The 18,164-nt window shown below is 66.5% G+C and carries 15 protein-coding genes; 4 read left to right on the top strand and 11 right to left on the bottom strand.

What is annotated here, in order from left to right; all coding sequences use genetic code 11:
- Nucleotides 1-134 precede the first annotated feature (134 nt).
- The gene (locus tag ACGFI2_RS24170) at nt 135-506 is read right to left on the bottom strand and encodes an ArsR/SmtB family transcription factor (RefSeq protein WP_393520933.1); all 372 of its coding nucleotides are present in this window, start codon (nt 504-506) and stop codon (nt 135-137) included.
- Between the two features lie 89 nt (nt 507-595).
- Here ACGFI2_RS24170 and ACGFI2_RS24165 point away from each other — a divergent pair, with 89 nt between their 5' ends.
- Complete coding sequence (locus ACGFI2_RS24165; protein ID WP_393520931.1) at nt 596-769, top strand: FAD-dependent oxidoreductase; 174 nt, start codon at nt 596-598, stop codon at nt 767-769.
- A gap of 443 nt (nt 770-1,212) precedes the next feature.
- Here the strand turns inward: ACGFI2_RS24165 and ACGFI2_RS24160 are convergent, their stop codons facing one another.
- The 4 genes from ACGFI2_RS24160 to ACGFI2_RS24145 form a co-directional block, all read right to left on the bottom strand.
- The gene (locus ACGFI2_RS24160; RefSeq protein WP_393520929.1) at nt 1,213-2,550 is read right to left on the bottom strand and encodes a hypothetical protein; all 1,338 of its coding nucleotides are present in this window, start codon (nt 2,548-2,550) and stop codon (nt 1,213-1,215) included.
- Nucleotides 2,551-2,810: 260 nt separating this feature from the next.
- Entirely contained in the window at nt 2,811-5,219 is a 2,409-nt protein-coding gene (locus ACGFI2_RS24155; RefSeq protein WP_393520927.1) for an RNaseH domain-containing protein, read from the bottom strand.
- Nucleotides 5,219-8,548 carry a hypothetical protein gene (locus ACGFI2_RS24150; protein WP_393520925.1) on the bottom strand — a complete coding sequence of 1,110 codons (3,330 nt, stop codon included), beginning with the start codon at nt 8,546-8,548 and terminating at the stop codon, nt 5,219-5,221. The genes ACGFI2_RS24155 and ACGFI2_RS24150 overlap by 1 nt, the downstream gene beginning before the upstream one ends.
- A complete protein-coding gene (locus tag ACGFI2_RS24145; RefSeq protein ID WP_393520923.1) occupies nt 8,545-9,720 on the bottom strand; it encodes a hypothetical protein in 1,176 nt (391 codons plus the stop codon). The genes ACGFI2_RS24150 and ACGFI2_RS24145 overlap by 4 nt, the downstream gene beginning before the upstream one ends.
- A gap of 234 nt (nt 9,721-9,954) precedes the next feature.
- Between ACGFI2_RS24145 and ACGFI2_RS24140 the strand changes: the two genes are divergently transcribed.
- From ACGFI2_RS24140 to ACGFI2_RS24130, 3 genes are all read left to right on the top strand, one after another.
- Complete coding sequence (locus tag ACGFI2_RS24140; protein ID WP_393520921.1) at nt 9,955-10,743, top strand: hypothetical protein; 789 nt, start codon at nt 9,955-9,957, stop codon at nt 10,741-10,743.
- The gene (locus tag ACGFI2_RS24135) at nt 10,730-11,980 is read left to right on the top strand and encodes an XRE family transcriptional regulator (protein ID WP_393520919.1); all 1,251 of its coding nucleotides are present in this window, start codon (nt 10,730-10,732) and stop codon (nt 11,978-11,980) included. The genes ACGFI2_RS24140 and ACGFI2_RS24135 overlap by 14 nt, the downstream gene beginning before the upstream one ends.
- 107 nt (nt 11,981-12,087) lie before the next feature.
- The gene (locus tag ACGFI2_RS24130; RefSeq protein ID WP_393520917.1) at nt 12,088-12,573 is read left to right on the top strand and encodes a hypothetical protein; all 486 of its coding nucleotides are present in this window, start codon (nt 12,088-12,090) and stop codon (nt 12,571-12,573) included.
- Nucleotides 12,574-12,646: 73 nt separating this feature from the next.
- Here ACGFI2_RS24130 and ACGFI2_RS24125 read toward each other — a convergent pair whose 3' ends face one another.
- From ACGFI2_RS24125 to ACGFI2_RS24100, 6 genes are all read right to left on the bottom strand, one after another.
- Nucleotides 12,647-13,693 (bottom strand): hypothetical protein, encoded by a 1,047-nt coding sequence (locus ACGFI2_RS24125; RefSeq protein WP_393520915.1) that lies wholly within the window; start codon nt 13,691-13,693, stop codon nt 12,647-12,649.
- A gap of 245 nt (nt 13,694-13,938) precedes the next feature.
- On the bottom strand, nt 13,939-14,355 hold the full coding sequence (locus ACGFI2_RS24120) for an Imm1 family immunity protein (RefSeq protein WP_393520913.1): 417 nt from the start codon (nt 14,353-14,355) through the stop codon (nt 13,939-13,941).
- Complete coding sequence (locus tag ACGFI2_RS24115) at nt 14,352-14,648, bottom strand: DddA-like double-stranded DNA deaminase toxin (protein WP_348774176.1); 297 nt, start codon at nt 14,646-14,648, stop codon at nt 14,352-14,354. Before ACGFI2_RS24115 ends, ACGFI2_RS24120 begins: the two co-directional genes overlap by 4 nt.
- A 188-nt stretch (nt 14,649-14,836) precedes the next feature.
- Nucleotides 14,837-15,364, bottom strand: coding sequence for a DUF6244 family protein (locus ACGFI2_RS24110; protein ID WP_393520910.1), 528 nt, complete (start codon nt 15,362-15,364; stop codon nt 14,837-14,839).
- A gap of 151 nt (nt 15,365-15,515) precedes the next feature.
- Nucleotides 15,516-16,667 (bottom strand): hypothetical protein, encoded by a 1,152-nt coding sequence (locus tag ACGFI2_RS24105; protein WP_393520908.1) that lies wholly within the window; start codon nt 16,665-16,667, stop codon nt 15,516-15,518.
- Nucleotides 16,633-17,640: a DNA-methyltransferase gene (locus ACGFI2_RS24100; RefSeq protein WP_393520906.1), complete on the bottom strand. Its 1,008-nt coding sequence runs from the start codon at nt 17,638-17,640 to the stop codon at nt 16,633-16,635. Before ACGFI2_RS24100 ends, ACGFI2_RS24105 begins: the two co-directional genes overlap by 35 nt.
- Nucleotides 17,641-18,164: the final 524 nt, after the last annotated feature.

Raw genomic sequence — 18,164 nt, 5'->3', positions numbered from 1 at the left:
ACCGACCCAGCAAACCACGCACGTACGACCCCGACCGAGATCGCCTCAGGTTCATCTATGGAGCCGACGAACATCATCGATCACGCGCCGACACCTCCGAGCCAGGAAGCATCGGCGCCTTTTCACGGTATCGGTCAGCGGGTCTTCTTCATTGCTCGTTTGCGGGGTGGGGTCAGGAGGTCGGCGATCGTGGCGATGGCGGACGGCACGAGCCGGTAGTAGGCCCAGACGCCGCGCTTGTCCCGCTCGAGCAGGCCGGCCTCGGTGAGGATCCGCAGGTGGTGACTGACGGTCGGCTGGGAGAGTCCGAGGGGCGCGGTGAGGTCACTGACGGACGCCTCTCCCTGCGGGGCCGACTGGATCAGGCTGAGCAGTCGCAGCCGGGCCGGGTCGGCGAACGCCTTCAGCACTCCCGCGAGCCGTTCGGCATCGGCGCGGTCGATCGGCTCGCCGGCGAGGGGCGAGATGGCGGGCGTCGCACTCTTCACAGTTCCCACGTCGTGCATCGTTGCAGCTGACACCGTCGATCGGCTGGGGAACGAGGGCAGGATCACCGTGAGTTCGTGTAGGCACCCACCGCTTCTGCCGTCTCGGCATGATGATCTATGGATCGAGGGAGGTGTCGTGCGTGCCCGGGTCGGGTGATGTGGTGGTCGTCGGGGGTGGGCAGGCGGGCCTGGCTGCCGGTTACTACCTGCGTAGCGCCGATCTGGATTACGTCATCCTCGACGCCCAGCCGCAGCCGGGTGGCGCGTGGCGGCATGGCTGAGAGTCGTTGCGGTTGTTCTCCCCTGCGGAGTACAGCCCGCTGCCGGGGTGGGGCATGTCGCGGCAGGAGGTGAGGAGTTCCCGACCGCCGGGCACGTCGTGGACTATCTGCGGGGCCTACGAGCAGCGCTACGACCTTCCGGTGCTCCGGCCGGTCCGGGCTCAGAAGGTGCGGCGAGCCGGGGAGCGCCTGGCGGTGCAGACCGGCGCCGGGGAGTGGCTAGCCCGGTACGTCATTTCGGCCACCGGGACGTGGGAGTGCCCTACGTGCCCGACATCCCGGGGCCGTGCGGAGTTCCCCGGCCGGCAGCTGCACACGGTGCACCATACCTCGGGATCAGGGGCCACTGGTTCTACGTCATCTGCACGGATTGAGCCGTCCCCTGGATGAGTGGCCCGGACCTCGTTGCGCAGGGTCCGGACCGCTCCACATCCTCGCTGTGGTCAGGCTTTGACTGCGGTGTTGTTGTGGGCAGCGCGGGATGCGGCGATCAGTGACGCGCCGAGGTTCGCCGCTTTCTGAGGGGTGAGCCGGATCGTCGTGCGGTCCCAGAAGCCCGACAGCAGCGATGCGGCCAGGTTCCGGACCGCGTTGTGGTTCATTCCGTCGAGCTTGGTCATGTCGGTGGGGCGCTGTTCCGGGTTGTCGATGGCCAGCGTGACTGATGGCGGCTCGTCGTACCCGTCGGGGGAGTTGAACGCCTGAAGGTCGACCGTCGCCACCTTGATGTCGTTGGCACATTCGTGGTGCTGGCCGTACACGGCGGCCACGTGCCGGTCGTGCAGGCGGACGCCGTCTTCGGTAAGGCACTCCCCACCGCACCATACCGGGCACTGCGGCTCGGCCGGCTTGGCAGGTGGAAGCAGGTAGCCGGCGTGCGACCACATCGCGAAGTCCACCATCGCGTCCAGCACCTGCTCCTCGGTGCAGTTCAACCGCACAGCCTGCTCAGCGACGCTCAGACCCTGCTGGGTAAGTCGCTCGGCGACCACGCCGCGGAACACGCTGATCTTCTGCTCGGCCGTCAGGCCCTCGTCGTGGACCACCAGATCGGCCACGGTCTGGTCGAGGCTCGGCCGGTGTGGCCTCGGCGCTGGACCGGCCAATCCGGCCTCGACCCGCTGGTTGTCCGTATCGCGCGCCATGGCCACAACTCGTCCGACCGCCGTCCGCACCTGCTCAGCCTCGTCCAGCGTGAGCCGCAACGCCGCCGTCGCGCCCTCGATCACGAACTTCACCACCGGCTGGACCGCGTCGGCGTGCTGCTCCAAGTCGACCTCCAGCCCCGGCGGCCGGTACGTCCCATCGCTGCACGACTCGCCGGCAGTACTCACTGAGCTGTGCAGCGACAACAGCACAGGCGGCGAGTCGTCTGGCCAGTGGATGCGATCCTCGAGATGGTCGCCGTCCTGGTGCGTCGCAACACACCAGGACGGACACGCCCGCCTCAGCCAGTACGGCCGGTGCGTTCGGCGGGCTTCCATGACCGCCTTCCTAATGGAGGTGGCGAGGTAGCCGGCGTCGGCCAGACTGAGCGGATCCGGAGCGGACACGACCAACTCCGCTGGGGTGTTCTCCTCGGGCTGGTCAAGGTGCTCCAGTGAGAAGATCTCCACCGCCATCCCGCCGACCTCACCCTTATGGGTCTGCATCACCATCCGGGAGTGCCCCCGGGCCCGGTCGCCCGGACTACCCAACTCCTCCTCGGCGTGGACCTTGACACACCATGGCGGACAACCGCCGGGGTGGGCCGTGATGTTCGAGCTCACGATCTGGTTCAACAGAACGACCATATCGATAGGTTCACACGTGGCTATTGTGGGAGGACGGACACCGTGTCCACCAAGCTGGCAGCGCGGTAACCGGAACCGGTGCTCGACGGGGCGTTGTGGTTTGAGAATCGGGCGTTGCGATGCGCGGGGTGGGTGGTAAGCCTCCCCGTCCTCCCGATCGGCGGTCGCGCTGTGCCGCGTGTGCCAGAGTCTCGGTCCAGTTGCGTGTAATGACCGGCCGTGTGCGGACCCCCTCGGCCGTTCACACCTCAGCGTGCAGCCGTCTTGCGCCCGGGATGGTCCTCGAGGATCTGTCGAGCGAGGTGTACGGGCGCGGGTCGGGCTGTCCGCCCGTCCCAGGCCAGCGAATGCCCACACAGCCGCGCGCTGAGCGCCGCGAGGTGTTGGCGTTCGAAGGCGCCGTGTTCGAGGAGAAGAAATTCGGTGCAGGTCATCGCGTGCCAGGGTGTGCGTAGTTCTCTTACTTCCGCGAGGTCGAATCGTGTCTGACGGTGGCCAGCTCTGACGCTGGATTGGAACGCTTTGTCGCTACGCGAGCGGTTGATTAGGTAGTAGGTGTCCTCGTGTGCGCCGGGAAGTTGGTGGAGCCTTTCGGTGGCTGGGACTGCACCGTCGTCGGCGTTTGCCCGGTTTCCGGTCGCCCTGACGGGTTGTGGCAGCTTGCCGTCTGATGCCGTGTTGACCCTGACCAGTGAGATGCCGGCTGGGTTGATCATTCCGAGGTGGGGCAGCGCGTCGACCTGTCCGTTACCCAGGTTCTTGTTGGTGGTGCCGGACCACAGTGGGTACCGGTTGGAGCCGTCGATGTAGATAATCATCGGGATGTCGTCGTAGCGGGTGCGGAGCTGGTGCAGGGCCCGTTCTGTGTAGGCCCGCGCCAGTGCTGTGCGGGTGGTGGGGTTCGGGTCGTTGAACTGGCTCAGGTCGGTGGCGTGATGTGCGGCGATGGCGGTGGGGAGGTCGTTCCAGCCGTGGGCGTCGGGGTGGTATCCGACCATGTGCCAGGGTTTGTCGGTTCCGTCGCTGATGAGGGCGGAGAGGCTGATCATGCGGGTGGCGGGTTGGTTCTGTTCGCGGGTGTAGAGACCGACGATGATGCATGGCTGCGGCTGCAGGGGGCGCGAGAAGACCCGGGTGGGTGTGGTGGCGGTGAGTCCCGCTGCCCGGAGGAGGTCTCGTACGGCGGCATTGGCGGGGTGGTCGACGGCGTCAGGCTTGGGCGTTGACGCTGGATCGATGAACTGGCTGACGGTGCCGTGGGCGGCCAGGGCGCGGCGAAGCTGTGGCTTGGGGTCTTCGGCGGGCTTGGCTGCGGCGAGTTCTTTGTTGCTCTCGGCGAGGACGAGGTGCAGGGCGTCCGGGGTCCTGGTGGAGATGATCTGCTCGGCGAGGGTGTTCCGGAGGTGCGTGGGTCCGGGAACGACCAGCATGTCGGTCTTGGCGCTGTCGAAGGTGATGGTGAGCGCGCCGTCGAGGAAGGTGCTCCCTGCGGTTGTGAGGCTGTTCTCGGGGAGGTTGAGTACTTCGGTGAGCGCCTGGGCGGACCGGTGGCGCTGTAGGTCGTCCTGGTAGACGACGCTGATGTGGATCGGCCGTGCTGCCGCGTTGACGGCCGAGGCGAGTTTCGCGTGCCGGTCGGGGTCGCCGGGGGCGTCGATGTTGCGTATGGGTGTGGTTTCCAGGACGAGCGACTCCGTGTTGAGCCTGGCGGTGGCGTGCTCGAGCACGCAGTCGAGGAATCGGCGGCCCGGTCCGGAGCCGATGGGGTGCCTGTCGGGTCTGGTGGCGTGCCGGGCGCGGATGCGGGGGTGGGTCGCCAGGAGGTCATCTGCGGTGAAGTCGGCGGGCACGCCGCGGATGCTGAAGGAGTCGACGAGTTGGGGAAGGAGCCCGGTGATCACGTTTCGGTTGGTGGGCCGGTCGTAGCGGTGTCTGGCGGTGAGCAGCATGCCGGTGTCGTCGGTGGCGATCCAGAGGCTCTTGGCGTTGCCGGGGAAACCGGTGGTGGCGCTGATGTGGGCGTCGAGGTTGAGCAGGATGCCGGGGTAGCCGGGGACAGTGATGGGTTCGAGACTGATGTAGTGGATGCCTTGTTCGGCCCTGGGGTGCGTCTCGGGAAGCGGGCGGTTGAAGGCGACGAGGTTGCCGTCGATGTCGGGACGAAGAAGCAGGTCCGTACCGTCGGGGAGCTTGAGCGCGCCTCGGAGGAGCTCGATAGTGCGCCAGGTGGCGACGTCGAAGACCCAGTTCGGGATGTCGGCGTGTGTCACCGTGCCCGCCTGGAGGTACTTGGCGATGTGAATCGTGCGTGGCTTGGTACGGCGTAGCAGTGGGCCGAGGAGGTCTTCGAATGGCGCGCCGTGCCTGGCCGCGAGGTCTCGTTCGAAGGCGGCGAAGAGCCGGCTGATGATGGCGGTGTCGATCTTCTTGCGCATCAGGAGCAGCGTGCCGGGGCCGTCGGGGTCCTTGCAGATGGTGGCGTAGTCGCTGGACACGTAGCGCAGGCCGAGGCTCAGATCCCTGTACGGCAGGTTCTTGGGGTGCCGGGTGTACCGGCGGTTCAGGTCCTGCCAGGTGTCGTTGACCTCGCTGCCGAGGGTGTAGCCGTGGATCTTCTCCGCCATCGCTTCGGTGTAGGGAAAGGCCAGGGTGCGCATCAGGGGTTCCTGTCGTTGATGCCGGCGAACGTGAAGAACGCGTCGATGGTGGTGCCGTAGATGGAGCGGACCTGGTCCAGTTGGTTGTCGTCGCGCCATCGCTGGTGGAGGTTGCGGATGAGGGAGGCGAAGTCGCTGCCCGGTGCGGCGCCTCCTCGGTGGAAGGCGTTGTCGACCAGGTGGAGAGTTGTGTTGGTGCCGCCACGCCTTGCGCGCCCGGCGAGTTGGATCAGGTCAGCCAGGACGTCGGCGAAGATCGCGGTGCGCACGTCCGGGGGCAGGCGCCCGAAGGCGGGGTTGGACCTGTTGATGAGCTCAAGATGTTTGGCGGCGATGCGGTGGCGTTCGTCGAGTTCCTTGCGCGGGTCCCCACCGGGGTGCCGGTTGCGGCGGGCGTGGGCACCGGTGTGGGCAACGAGTGCGGATGGTTCGTCGATGAGCTTGATGGGCCGGACGCATACCCAGATGGAGTCGAGCGCGGATCGGTTGCCGACGACGATGTTGAGCCCGCGGGCGACCCGTGCGAAAGGTGAGATCAGCACGTCCCTGCCCGTGCCCGGGAAGGTCCGCAGCCGGCTGGCGGGGATGGCGAGTACGTCGTCGGGGATTTGCAGGCCGCGGCGGTCACCGGCGGGAACGGCGACGGCGATGCGGGTGCGGTGCGCTCCCCCGGCGATCAGGCCGCGGCAGAGGGCGAGCATCTGGTCGTAGGAGTTCGTCACGAGCAGGACCCGGGCACGGGCACGGCGGTCGGCGTCCTGGTGTTCGTGCAGGTCCCGCAGTCTCTGTTCGAGAATCTGGTCCCAGAGGCCGGATCCGATGCTTTCGAGTAGTTGGGCCTTGCGGTTGCGGGCTGCCCCGGAGATGACGATCCCGCGGTTGGTCGTGTGGTCGTTGACGGACGCGTTGCTAACGGTCAGCCTGCCAGTGCCAGTGCCAGTGCCGGCGTCGTCGGGGTAGTAGCAGACGACGTCCGCATGGACGTGGTTGGTGGGAGAACCGGGTAGGTAGGCGGTCGCGGAGAGTCCGACGATGACTCTGGGCGCGCCTGTGAGCGCGGGAGCCGTGGTGATTCCGAGGTCTGCGGTGTAGGCGTGCGGGTCGCCGGAGAGGATCTCTGCGGTGAACTGCCGGTCGGAGCGGCTCTCCGGGTCGCCGGTGACGGCGAACCCGAAGACCGCTCGGCCGATCGGTCCTTCGGGTGTTGCCTGCCAGGAGGGAGCTCGGTCCAGCGCGGCTTCGACGTCATCGGCGAGCCGCATGCCGCTGTCGCGCATCAGCGGCAGTAGGGCTTCCAGTTCGGCGAGCCCTTGCTGGAGTTCGCCGAGGAACGCCCTGCGTAGGAGAAGGTGGGCGGTCTGGAGCTCCCACGCCGAAGCGGTGGGGTCTGCCGGATCGTCGTCCTTTCCGGTCTGACGGCCGCCGTCTGTTTCGTCCAGGCCGACGTCCGCGTCCGGTTCGCCCTTGTCGGTGGTGGGTGCGGTGATCGTTTGGATCGCGCTGACGATGCCCTGGCTTCTTTTGTGGATCAGGTCGGATTCCGGTTCGTCGGCGACGACGAGGCGCAGTTCCTTGCGTAGGTCTGCCCAGCCGGCGGGTAGTGCGTCAGGGTCGGGTTCGTTCTGGGTGAACAGGGATTTGAACCTGTCGAGTTGGTCGTCGCTAGGGCGGTCTTCGAGTTCGTTGAGGCCGAAGAGGCGGCAGGCGAGGAGGTTGTCCCATCGGCGTGGCAGGTGCAGCCTGGCCTGTTTGGGGCCGAGTGGGTCCTGCGGGTCGATGAACCCGTTGACGACGGCGGCCAGGTAGCGCTCGGAGAGGAACTCGACCCGGTGGATGGCCCGCTGGAAGGCGAGTTCGAGTTCGCCCGGCACGTTGTCGGATTCGACCTGTTCCTTGCGCTGGTCGTCGAGCTTCTCCAGGAGCAGCTTCTGCGTGTCACGACGGGCCAGGACGAGGGTGCGGCCGGACTGAGTGACCGCATGTCCCTGGAAGGCGTCGACCTCGTCGACAAGGACGATGTCGGCGCGCCGCAGCAGTAACTCCTGCGCGCTCATCCGTCCGTGGAGTGTGCCGTTCGTGATGACGGGAAACGGTACCGAGCCCTGCTGGAAGTAGGCGTGGTTGGTGACGATGATTTTGGCTGGGCCGGCGGCTTGCCGCCATGGCGCCCACTTTTCGCAGGCTCCGATCAGAGGGCATCGGTGGCGTCCTTCGACGCCGGGCTCGTGCAGATCCGTGCAGGGTTCCTGGCCGGGCTGCCATGCGGCGCCTTCTTCGTCGCTCAGCATGCAGGAGTAGCCGAGCTCCTGCCAGGTCCACCTGGCACCGGCCGGATCCTCCGGTGCGTCGTTGGTGCGCTGGACGGCCACCTCGATGAGCCGTCGGTGGGACATGAGTGCGACGACGGGGATGTCGAGGCTCAGCGCCGCGAGGTCACTGCGGATGGCCGCGACAAGATCCAGGGTGCTCTCGACATCAGGGGTGAGCAGGACAACGGTGTGCCGGCCTCCTCGGTGGCTGGCGAGGTGGGTGGCGGCGACGCGCATCCAGACGCTCTTGCCGGAACCAGTGGGAGCGATCATGAGCTGGAGGGGCCCTGCCGTGAGCCTCAGCCGTTCGACGGGTTGGCCCTGTGGCGTGCGTAGCTTCCGTGAGAATCCGTCCAGGGCCTCCGCCAGGCGGAAGGTGTCGTCAGCCCGCTTCTTGTCGATCAGTTCGGCGGTGGCGTGCATGTCCGCGAGGTCGGCCAGCACCTCGGCTGGCGCGGTGGCGTCCAGAACCGGGACAGGGGGGTAGGGCGTCGGCGCACGCGGGATGAGGTAGGTGTTGCGCCGGAACTCGTCGCGGCTGGGGCCGGCGAGGAAGACCGATGAGCTGTAGCGCCTGTCGGCCAGCGCCTCTGGGGGGACGCGCAGCGGGGATGAGGCATCCTCCAGCTCCTGCAGCGCGGCTGTGATCAGATCACCGACCGGCACGCCGTCGATCACCTGTAGGAAGTCTCCGGCCTCGAGGTAGCGGGGCGATCGGTTGTTGCGCAGGTGCTCGTCGAGGCTGACGCGCAGGCCGCCTTCTGTGGCCAGGCGGCGAGGGCGCAGATGGATGAGGCGGTCGATCGCGTGTCGTTGCGTGGCGGTGAGGCCGTCGCGCCAGAGGCTCCACACCCCGAGTTGGCCGGAGAGGAGGAACCGCGCGTCGCGGGGGTCGACCGCGGGTGCGCCTTCCCAGGTCTCGGTGGGGAAGAGCTGTTCGGCCAGGCCGAGCGCCAGACGCAGTGACGGTCCGATGAGGAACCGGTTGGCGGTTCTGTGGAAACGCGATCGGTTGCTCATCCGGCTGCGGCCCTCTTCACCTCGGTGAGGAATCGGTGAGACGTCGTGGCGAACCGGCGCCGTGATCCGGTGGCAAGGCGCAGCCGTTCGTTGAGGACCGCCACATGGCCCGCCCGGTAGTCGGGGACGACGATCAACAGGTCTGATTCGCCGATGCTGCCCCGGCGCAGCAGCTCGTTGGCCAGCCGCGCGGGGTCGGTGTAGTCCTTGACATCGACCCGCCAGGGCCGCCGTCGTCCTGGTGCCCTCACTTCCAGGTCGTACCGGTCGACGTGCGGCCACAGTCTCGCGGTGACGCCCGGCATCATCTCGAGTTCGCGGTGCAGGCGGACCTCCTCGCAACCGGGGATGGTCGAGTACCGCCAAGCCGGCCGGACGAGGCACACCTGGCCCTTGACCGGGACCGCAGTGGTGACCTGTGGTCCGCCCAACTGCGCGGCACGCTCGACGTTCCACGCGCCGGCCACCGGTTTGCGGCCCTTCGCCGCCTTCACGGTGATCGAACCGCCGAGAGCCTTCGTGTGCGGCGGGTAGGCACAGGCAAGCCGACCGAGTTGGTACCGCATCGGGTACCGGCACACGGGGCACCCGAACCAGTAGTACTCCCCTTCGTGCGCCACCCACGCCCACGCGGGGATCTCCTCGACCAAGCCCTCGCGGGGCAGCCCTGCGGCCTTGATCGCGTCGATCACCTCCGACATCTCCCCCGCTGCGTGTTCGATGACGGTCCGTCGCGCCCGCCGGTATCCCTCTTCCGTGCCCGTCGCCAGCATCTGTCCGTAGAGCCAGCCCTGCACCTTCTCTGCGCTCAGGCGCGGCACCGACCAGCCGACGACATCGGAGGCCGTCATCGACGGCGCGAGGTTCTCCATCAGCAGGTCAGCGGCAGCAGCACTCAGCTGTCCGTCCTCCACCAACAAGACCTCGTCGCACGCTTCCCTCAGTGGGGCCGGCAGAAGCCCGGACAGCGGGCCGGTCAACAGGTCGGTGAAGGCCACCAGGGGTAGCAGAGGTTCACCGTGCGCCAGGTGCGCCAAGGCGACCCGCCCGTGCAGTTCAGCCACCTGCCGCCAGCGCTCGCCGGGCGGTCCCGGCGAGGTCCAGATACTGGCGGCCTGTGTCACCGTGGTCACGACTGTGTCCCGGCCGAACCTGGTCAGATCCGCCGTCATGCGTCCCCTTCCTCCCCGGCCGCTCATCCTGGGCGACCCGCAGCGCAGCAACTGGACACCGTGTGCGGCCTGATCGACGTCCGCCGCGGTCGCGGCGCACAACAGATCACGTCACACAAAAGGCGGCGTGATCTGCGGGAACACACTCAGCGTCACCAAAGTGGCGTCATCGCGCTCAAAACTAAAGCACAGATGCTAGCCTTCTGCACGCAGGTAAAGCATGAGGGGAGAATCGTGTCGAAGAAGATCCGGCCGGCAGCATGGGCGGCGTCCCTGTTCGGCCGCGACGTGGCAGCCACGCTGACGGAGGCCATCCCGTCGGCCATCCAGGCCGCCGTCGGACGGCAGATGGACGGCCACCACGCGGTCCGCCTGACGTCGCGCCACGCCTTCGGCGGAGGCTGGCCGGCGCGGTACGAGGAACTGGTCAACCACCTCGGTGAGCTCCCCGGCGCCCAGACGGTGCGCCCGCCGGGCAAGAGCTATCGCATCGTTGTCATCAACAACGTCGCCGTGCTGCCGGTGGAGTACGCGAAGGACCTGGCGACTGCCTACGACAGCCCTCGCGCCCTGAAGAAGATCAACAAGACGACGCTGGAGCTGGCGCGGCTCTTCGGCCCCAAACCCGATCATGAGCAGCCGGCCTTCGAAGGGATGGAGTCCGAGTCGGACGCCCATACCACCGACGTTCTGCGAGGGCTGGAACCAGACGGTATCGTGATCATCTACTACGCCGCGCACGAGCGGCACGGGCTGCTCAACATCGGATGGGGCCAGATCAGCGTGAGCCAGACCGGCACAGCGAGCTGGGTATCCGCACAACCCCTGCTCGTCCCGTCCGCAGACCCGATCCCCGGGCTTCGCCTGGTAACCCAGCCGTCGGCCTCGACCGCGTCGCCGCGATTCGACCAGGCGGAGCTGGCCAGCCCGACGCTGCGCGCCCGTACCGCCGCTGAGCAGGCCACCGTCAGCCCCGTAGCCGAACATAGCAACCACCAGCAGCGAAGCGATGCCCAGAACTGACGAGCCCGATGACCTGTTCTCTGCCGGCGGCCTTCCCGTGGAGTCGCCCTCGGGGTCAGCCGGTGCTGTCGCCAGGCAGTTCGACTCGGCACGTCTGACACAAGCTCGCCAGCTCGCCGGGCTGACCAAGAAGGAACTCTCCGACCGGGTCGGGGTCAGCGCCGCGGCCATCGGCCAGTACGAATCAGGAGCGCGGCCACGACCCGAGATTCTGATCGCCCTCGCCGAACACCTTGGCTACCCCGTCGGCTTCTTCCAGGTCGGGCGTCCCTACGCCCGCCTCGACTCCTCCGCAGCGCACTTCCGCCATCTCCGTGAGACACGCTCCTACCAACGCGCCAAGGCCGTCTCCTTCACCGAGCAGGTCTGGGAACTCATCTACGCCCTCGAACGGCGCGTCTTCCTGCCCCACGTAGACCTTCCCGGGTTCGCCGGCGGCGAGATTCATCCCGGCGCGAGCCTTCCCACCGAGCCGGTCCAAGCTGCCCGAGCTCTTCGTCAGCACTGGAATCTCGGCACCGCGCCCATTCCGCACCTCGTGCGCACTCTTGAGGTCCACGGCATCGTCGTCGTCCATGCGCCAGCCGACGGCGACTTCCGTACCGTGGATGCTTTCTCGACCTCCCGGCTACCGCGGCCGTTCATTGTCATCAGTCGCGATCGATCCCAGGATGTATACCGGCAGCGCTTCACCGCCGCGCACGAACTCGCCCACCTCGTACTCCATGCCGACGCCCTTCCCGGTGACTCCAGGCATGAACGGGACGCCGACGCCTTCGCCGCGGAATTCCTCACTCCGCGCGATAGCATCAGCCCTCTCCTGCCCGCAAGGGTGAACTTTGCGGCGTTCGCTGAGCTCCAGCGCACGTGGGGTACGTCGATCCAGAGCCTCATCTACCGCTGCCGAGAAGTAGGCCTCTACACGGACACTACTGCGGCACGCGCCTACCAACGCCTCAACCAGTCCAAACCAGCCCTGGAACCTATCGACGGCTTCCCCGGTGAACAGCCGACACTCCTAAGAAGAGCCTTCGAACTGGCCGCCGAGCATGGGCTAACCATCTCCGCGCTGGCGCAGGAACTGCGCTGGCCGGTGGAGCGGATCCGGCAACTACTTGGTGCTGTCACCGACCGCCCAACACTCAACCTCATAGCCGGCGGCAAAGCGGCGGAGCAGCCGTCGCCAATGACTGATCGCATTCGTCATTTACGGGCAGTTACTACGGACATGGCCTAACGACCTCCGCTGGGACACGTGTCCAACAACCCCGAGTAGCCGTTCAGCCTGAGCGGCAGAGCAGCATTGACGGGCTTGCCTCGCTCAGTGCCAGGATCCGTGCCAACTTGGCCCACGCCAGCCGCGTCCTGGTCGACGACCACCATGTCGCGTTGCTCGGCGTCGACAGCCTCGACCCTCGCAGGCTCATCTCCGGAGTCAGCTGGAAGCTGGCCATCGACGCCGGACTCGGCGTCGGACCGGCTGACTTCAACGCCGTGCTCCTGCGCCGATTCCCGCTCAGATCCGCAGCGACCAGGTTCCGGATTGGAAGGGTGACGTCCCCCAGCAACGCCGTGGTGCCACGGCCGCCCTCGCCGACCTTCAGCTACGCGATCCATGCGGATCCATCCGTCCAACTCGCCGGAACCGCCGTCGGCGCTGCCTTCGTCGGCGTCGTCACGGCATGCCTCGGAGTCGCGCAGGGCATCCGCACCGCCCTGTCCGGAGACGGCTTCGACGTGATCAACCTGCACCTGCACACCGACGACGTCGATCTCGCTCCGGCAACCTGCGAGGTCGATGTAGTCGCGGCCCGCCTCTGCGCCCTGTAGGGGTGCTGGGCGTGCGCTGTATCGCCAGGGCATCGAACCCCTGCGCCTGCCCTCGGCGCGCCAAGGAGTGAACCTACTCGACGTGGGGGAATGTGAGGGCTCGAACCCAGTAGGGCCTGCCGCTATCGAGCAGCTTGGCGGCGCGCAGTCGACGAGCGGTCGCAGGCGGGACGTGGACCTGCTCGTTGCCGACAGGTGGAACCGCGTTGCCGAAGCCTCCGAACAAGGACAGGTCGCGGCGTTCGGGGTATACCTTCTTCCACTGGGCGTCTGGCTGGGTGATGAGCGCGGGATCGCTACGGCGATGCTGCCAAGCGTCGTGAAGAAGGTCAGCGGTATGCGTTGCGGCGCCGGTCAGGTTGTCAAGAACGCCGCTCATGGTGGTGCCGGCGTGCTCCCATAGCAGGAGATCCTGGGGTTGCTCTCCGAGGAGGAACGCCTCGGCGTCGGTAAGTTGCGGGTTTCTGGGCAGGTGCAGGACGTATTGAAGCCCGTCGCGCTGGGTGCGCCGATAGAAGCGGCGTAGTTCGAAGCGGTGGGCCCTGTGGATCATGACGTTGCGCATGTCCAGTGCCCAGGTCAGCCAGCCGCTGGGCTGCCGGTCGAACGCCGTGAGGATGTTGCTGATGGCACCGTCCTGCAGCGTCCTGGCGGGCGAACCCTCCGCGGCGAGGAGATTTCGACGGACCTTGTCAGGGCCAGTCTTGGCGGTGGTGACCGTCGTCCAGCTTGCGGTAACGAGGTCTGCGGCGATGCCGAGAACACCGATGGTGGAGGCAGCGAGGAAGTCAAGGCTGCTGCCGCATGCTTGGAAGAAGCCGGTGAGGGCCGCGTCGATGCGGGCAGCCCTCTTCTCTTCGGGGTCGCCGCGCATCGTGAAGGGGTCGACGCCCTTGCTTGCGTGTTGGCGTAGCCAGTTCGTCTCGGCGTACCAGGCTTCGTTGAAGGCGATCTGATGCCAGGCCGCCATGTTGAGCATGTTGCGGATCTGTCCGGTGACCTGAAGTAGGTAGTCACTGGCGAAGATGATCCTCGGTTGGTCGAAGTACCCGTACCACCAGTCGAAGCCACCCCGGACTTCGTTGAGGTCGGCTTCCATCAGGGCGTGAAGACGGTTCACGCCGTCTACCGCAGCGCGTACTCGCTCGTTGTGAGGGGCCACCTGAGCATTCTCGCTCCACGACAAACAGGTAGATCCGGACTGGGCCTCGCGGCCATGGGCCGCCGGCCGGCTGAGGTGACCCTATGGGGTCGGGTCGCACCGCTGCGCGGGAGCCAGCCGGGTCGTACGTGCTGCGGGGCACGGAGACCTTCGGCATCACGGGCGGTGGCACCAGAGCGCGCCACCTGCCCCTCGCCACGCGATCACTCGGTGACAGCCGTCAGGTGCGGCGGTTCGCCGCCGGTCTTGAGGAAGGTGACTGCCAGTTGTATCGCCGTTTCGGGCCGAAGTTGTAGGTGCTCAGCCGGGTACTCGGTGGGCACTCCGCCGAAGTCGAAGTGGAGTCCCTTGGTCGGGGTTTCCGCTGTGGGGTCGTTGAGGTAGTCGCCGTCGTCGGCGATGTGTACCGCGAAGGCGTGGGAGGGGTGACCAAGGCCGATCTGGATGCCGGGTGGCAGGTCGTCAGGGTCTTCGTCGGTGTCGCTGAAGATGGTCAGCACGACGGGCTCGCCGGCCTGTTGGATCTCGCGAAGGAGTGCCTCCAGGGCGGCAGGGTCGGTCAGTTCGACCTCGTGGTTGTCGCGCCGGTCGCCCCGGTCGTAGGTCCAGGTCACCTTCATGCGATCGCCTTTCCGTTGCCGGTGTAGGTACGCCAGTGGCGTACCTGTCCGTCATCGTCGCGTACGTATACGGCCAGCTGCGCCCCGACCGGCAGGAGCCGGGAGAGGATCTTCTCGCAGCCGTAGGGGGTGTAGTCGCAGGGCGCGTTGTTGGTCACCACAGCTGCCTGGGTGATGTGGTCGCGGCGCATCCGGGCGGCAAGCTTGGCCTCCAGATGGTCGGTCGTGGTGGCGATGAGTTTGTAGGCCGGCTTGAGGTCGGCCGCGGCGGCCAGGTCACGGCCCGACCTCATGGGTATCCGCTCACCCCCGATCAACGCCACGCCGGAAGTAGAGTCTTTTGCTTGCCGCCGAGGCAGGCCCCGAGCCGCATCGGTCAACTCTCGAGGCACCGGCTCGGGTGAAGCCGACGCTTTCGTTGCACTCGAGGACGTGACGCGTGTGGCGGGCGGTCGGCTGATGTCGCTGCCACCGCCCATGGTCAGTTTCCCAGCTCACCGACCTGCCGCGCCTGCGCCAGCGCCGTGTCGATGTGCTGTCGGGCCTCGGTCCCGCGGGTCCGGACGGCCGCCAGGACCTGCAGCACCTGCTGTAGCCGCGATAGCGTGGGACCGGGCTGCCCTCCCTGCAACGCCGTCGTGACCAGCCGTCGCGTGTCATCGACCGCGGATCCGGCCGCAGTGACATGACCGTCAACGGCGGTTAGCGCGGCCACGACCGGCGTGAGCGCGGCGATCGTCTCCTGCGGCGACGGCTGCTGCGGCACGGCGCTCAGGGACCGCGACGCCTCACCCAGGACCCCACCGGCCTGCGCCAGCCGAGACCGAGCCCGCCCGAGCACTTCCCGCGCGCGAGCCAACCCCACGGCGATGCCGGCGAAGCCCGAGGCCACCGCCCGAGCGGTGATCTGCTCGATCGCATGGTCAACAGCCGCGGCTTCCTGCTGCGCCCGGTCCACACCCGCCGCCATCGCCTGCAAGTCGGCACCAATGCTGTCGGTCAGCGACATCAAACCACCCTCCGGCTCCGAGTCCACACAGAACTGTGGCAGCCTATGGGTAAGCCGGTGGCCGAGGGCGGTGTGGCGGCGGCCGGCACCAACGGTGTGCACGGCAGCAGACGGCGGCGATCTTCGTAGCCGTAACGATCGACCGTTGTGGTCAGCTCCAGAGTTGCTGCTGCCCATGCTGGTCCACTAGGGGCAGGTTGTTCCCGATTCTCCGTCGGATGGAGGCCATGACCGTATCGGCAGAGCCGCCGGCTTCCAACGCCGCAGCCGGAGCGACATCGAGTGCGTAGTGCGACAACGAGCGCGCGTCGGTACCGATCGCTTTCCACACTGTGAGCCGATTCGGACTCGCCTGGTCCGATATCTCCACGTCGAAGACGTAAATCCAGACAGGTGGATGATCATTTTCGGTTACAGCCGAGTAGGACTCGCGAAGCTGCCATGTGCCGTCGCCTCGCTCTTCGAGGTCTGGAGCTCCTAGGTACCGCTGCCACGATTCCCATACCGACCGTGGGATGGCGAAGATGCAACCAGCTGAATGCTCATGCGCTGCGAGCTGGAACTTGAACATCATCTGGTAGAACGTGCGCTTGAAGACGTTGGCGATGTTCGGGGTTTCAACGCCTTCACCGAGTGCCGTGGGATCTCGTGCTATTTCGATGCCAAGCTGGCCCGGGTTCGCCGCAAGCATGGTGTTGAGGTTGTTTGTGGCCTTGCCGTAGCTGCCGTGGAAATCCATGGTTTGGATCTCAATGACACCATATTTGCCGAGGTTCAGTCCTCCGCCCGCGTCGGGCAGAATTTGAACCAACGTGACGTCGAAACTCACCTGCGGAGACCGGGGTGTTGCACTGATCTTGATCTCGCCGCCGGCCTTCTCGTGGAAGAAGATCACGCCGTTTGCTCCCGCAGCGATCTCCGCGACGAACGCGCCGCGCCGCGCTGCGTCTGAGAGCGTGGGGGCGGCGACCATCACCACCGCGGCGGCTGGCTCATACCCGAAGAGTCGCCGAGCTGCGTCCTGCAGCAAGTCGAGATCGAATGCTCGCAGTGGACAGACGGCCCAGTCCCGGCGGACCCCGTTGCCGATACTGCTCACCGTGCAGACGCCCTTGGAGGCTGCCGCCGTTTTAGCGCAGCGCTCCACCTCGCCCTTCACCTCGGTCAGGAAGGGGCACAGGCCATTGATCTGAGCGGCCCGCGCCCCTTCGCTCACGTCGATGGACGGGTACACCCGGTGCCCGTACCACTCGGCGATGTAGTTGCCGTTATCGCCTGCCTTGGTCGCCCTCTTCGCCGTCACGGGGTATGAGTGTGCCTTCACCCTGTGACATCAAGTCGAAGGCCCCCTGTACGCCAGCGACGTTGACGCGGGCAGCAGCGGCGAACTTGCTGCTCATCTCGAAGCCGAGGGCTTCACGACCGGTCTCCAGTGCCACGGTGAGGGCTCGCCCCGTGCCGCAGAACGGGTCGAGGACTAGACCACCGTCAGGGCAGGAGCTGACGATGCGCGGACGTATGAGCTCGGGCGGGAAAGTCGCCGAGTGCCCGTCAGAGCCAGCCCGAACATTGACACTTACTACGTCTCGGCACCCGGCCTCGACGGCGTCCATGTTGTAGTAGTACTTGGGTCGGCCTTCCTTCGGGCGCTTCACGAAGTGGTAGAAGTGTTCGTGCGCCAGCCTGAGCCTGTCCTTCTCTGGGCGAGGAGGTACGTTGCGCTTCTCCCAGATCAGGTCATTCCTTAGAATCCACCGTGCGGATTGCATGGCGATGGCGAAGCGTGCTGGAATCATCAGGAGCTGCTTCTCCTGGCGGAATCCGCCCATCGGGGTTCTGCGCCGTCCGCGGGGATTGTCTCCCAAACCTTGCCGTCCGTCGGAACGGATGCTGGACCAACGGGCGAAATATGTATCCCCCAGGTTGACCCAGAGGCTTCCGCCTGGCTTCAGGGCTGCGGCTCCGCGCTGGAAGATCTCTACTAGATGATCGACGAACCACTCTGGGAGTGGTTCGAGGCCGAGCATCCCGCCGTGGAGGCGGTACCAATCATACGGTGGGGTGACCTCCCGCTCGCCACCATCAGCGATCCACTCCTGCAGGATGTCTTCGTTGTGGTCGAAGCCGTAGGAGCGAAGCCCCCAGTACGGCGGGGAGGTGATCATGAGGTCGACGGTCTCTGGCTGCAGCTTTGCCATCAGATCGTAGGCGTCACCTTCACGCACCTCCGCCATGAGGCTTCGGCCTGGTGTCGCCGGGCCGCGATCCACAGTCATGTCCGGATCCTACGGCGACCCACTGGCCCGAGAACCAGCCTGGGGACCGAGTCGCGAGGGGTGTCTAGAACACTACTCTCGGCAACGGCCCTGCTTGACGGCCGTGCGTCGGACCGTTCGTCAGCCGTCATAACGAGGACCCCGTCCCGCATCGCCATGATCCCAACCCGATTTCTTCGACACGGACATAGAACGGCTAGTCACCAGTCCCCCTTCTCGCGAAATTGTCAATCTCTAGCGTGCGCGCTTTGCGCTCGCCCTCGTCCATCAACGCCAACACTTATCGCACAGTCAAGTGGGTCAGCCACGATTGGGTCACCCAATCAACCGAGAGCGCGACGCAATGCCGAGCTGGGAGCACTTTGCGTCCGCTCAATCAAGGGTGCGTGCCAACAATGGCGGCCACTGGCGCGCCGGTGGCCGCCGGTGTCAGAGGGCGGTTCGGAGTGTTAGGTCCGTTTCTGGGTGAGGGTGAATACTCCGGGTTCGTCTTCGGTGAGGACGTGGCGGTTGACCATGCGTTT

Origin of the sequence: Micromonospora sp. NPDC049282 (genome assembly GCF_043197045.1) — a bacterium.
Taxonomy (GTDB): domain Bacteria; phylum Actinomycetota; class Actinomycetes; order Mycobacteriales; family Micromonosporaceae; genus Micromonospora.
The sequence above is the reverse complement of the archived record's forward strand: the minus strand, read 5'-3'. Positions and strand labels throughout refer to the sequence as shown.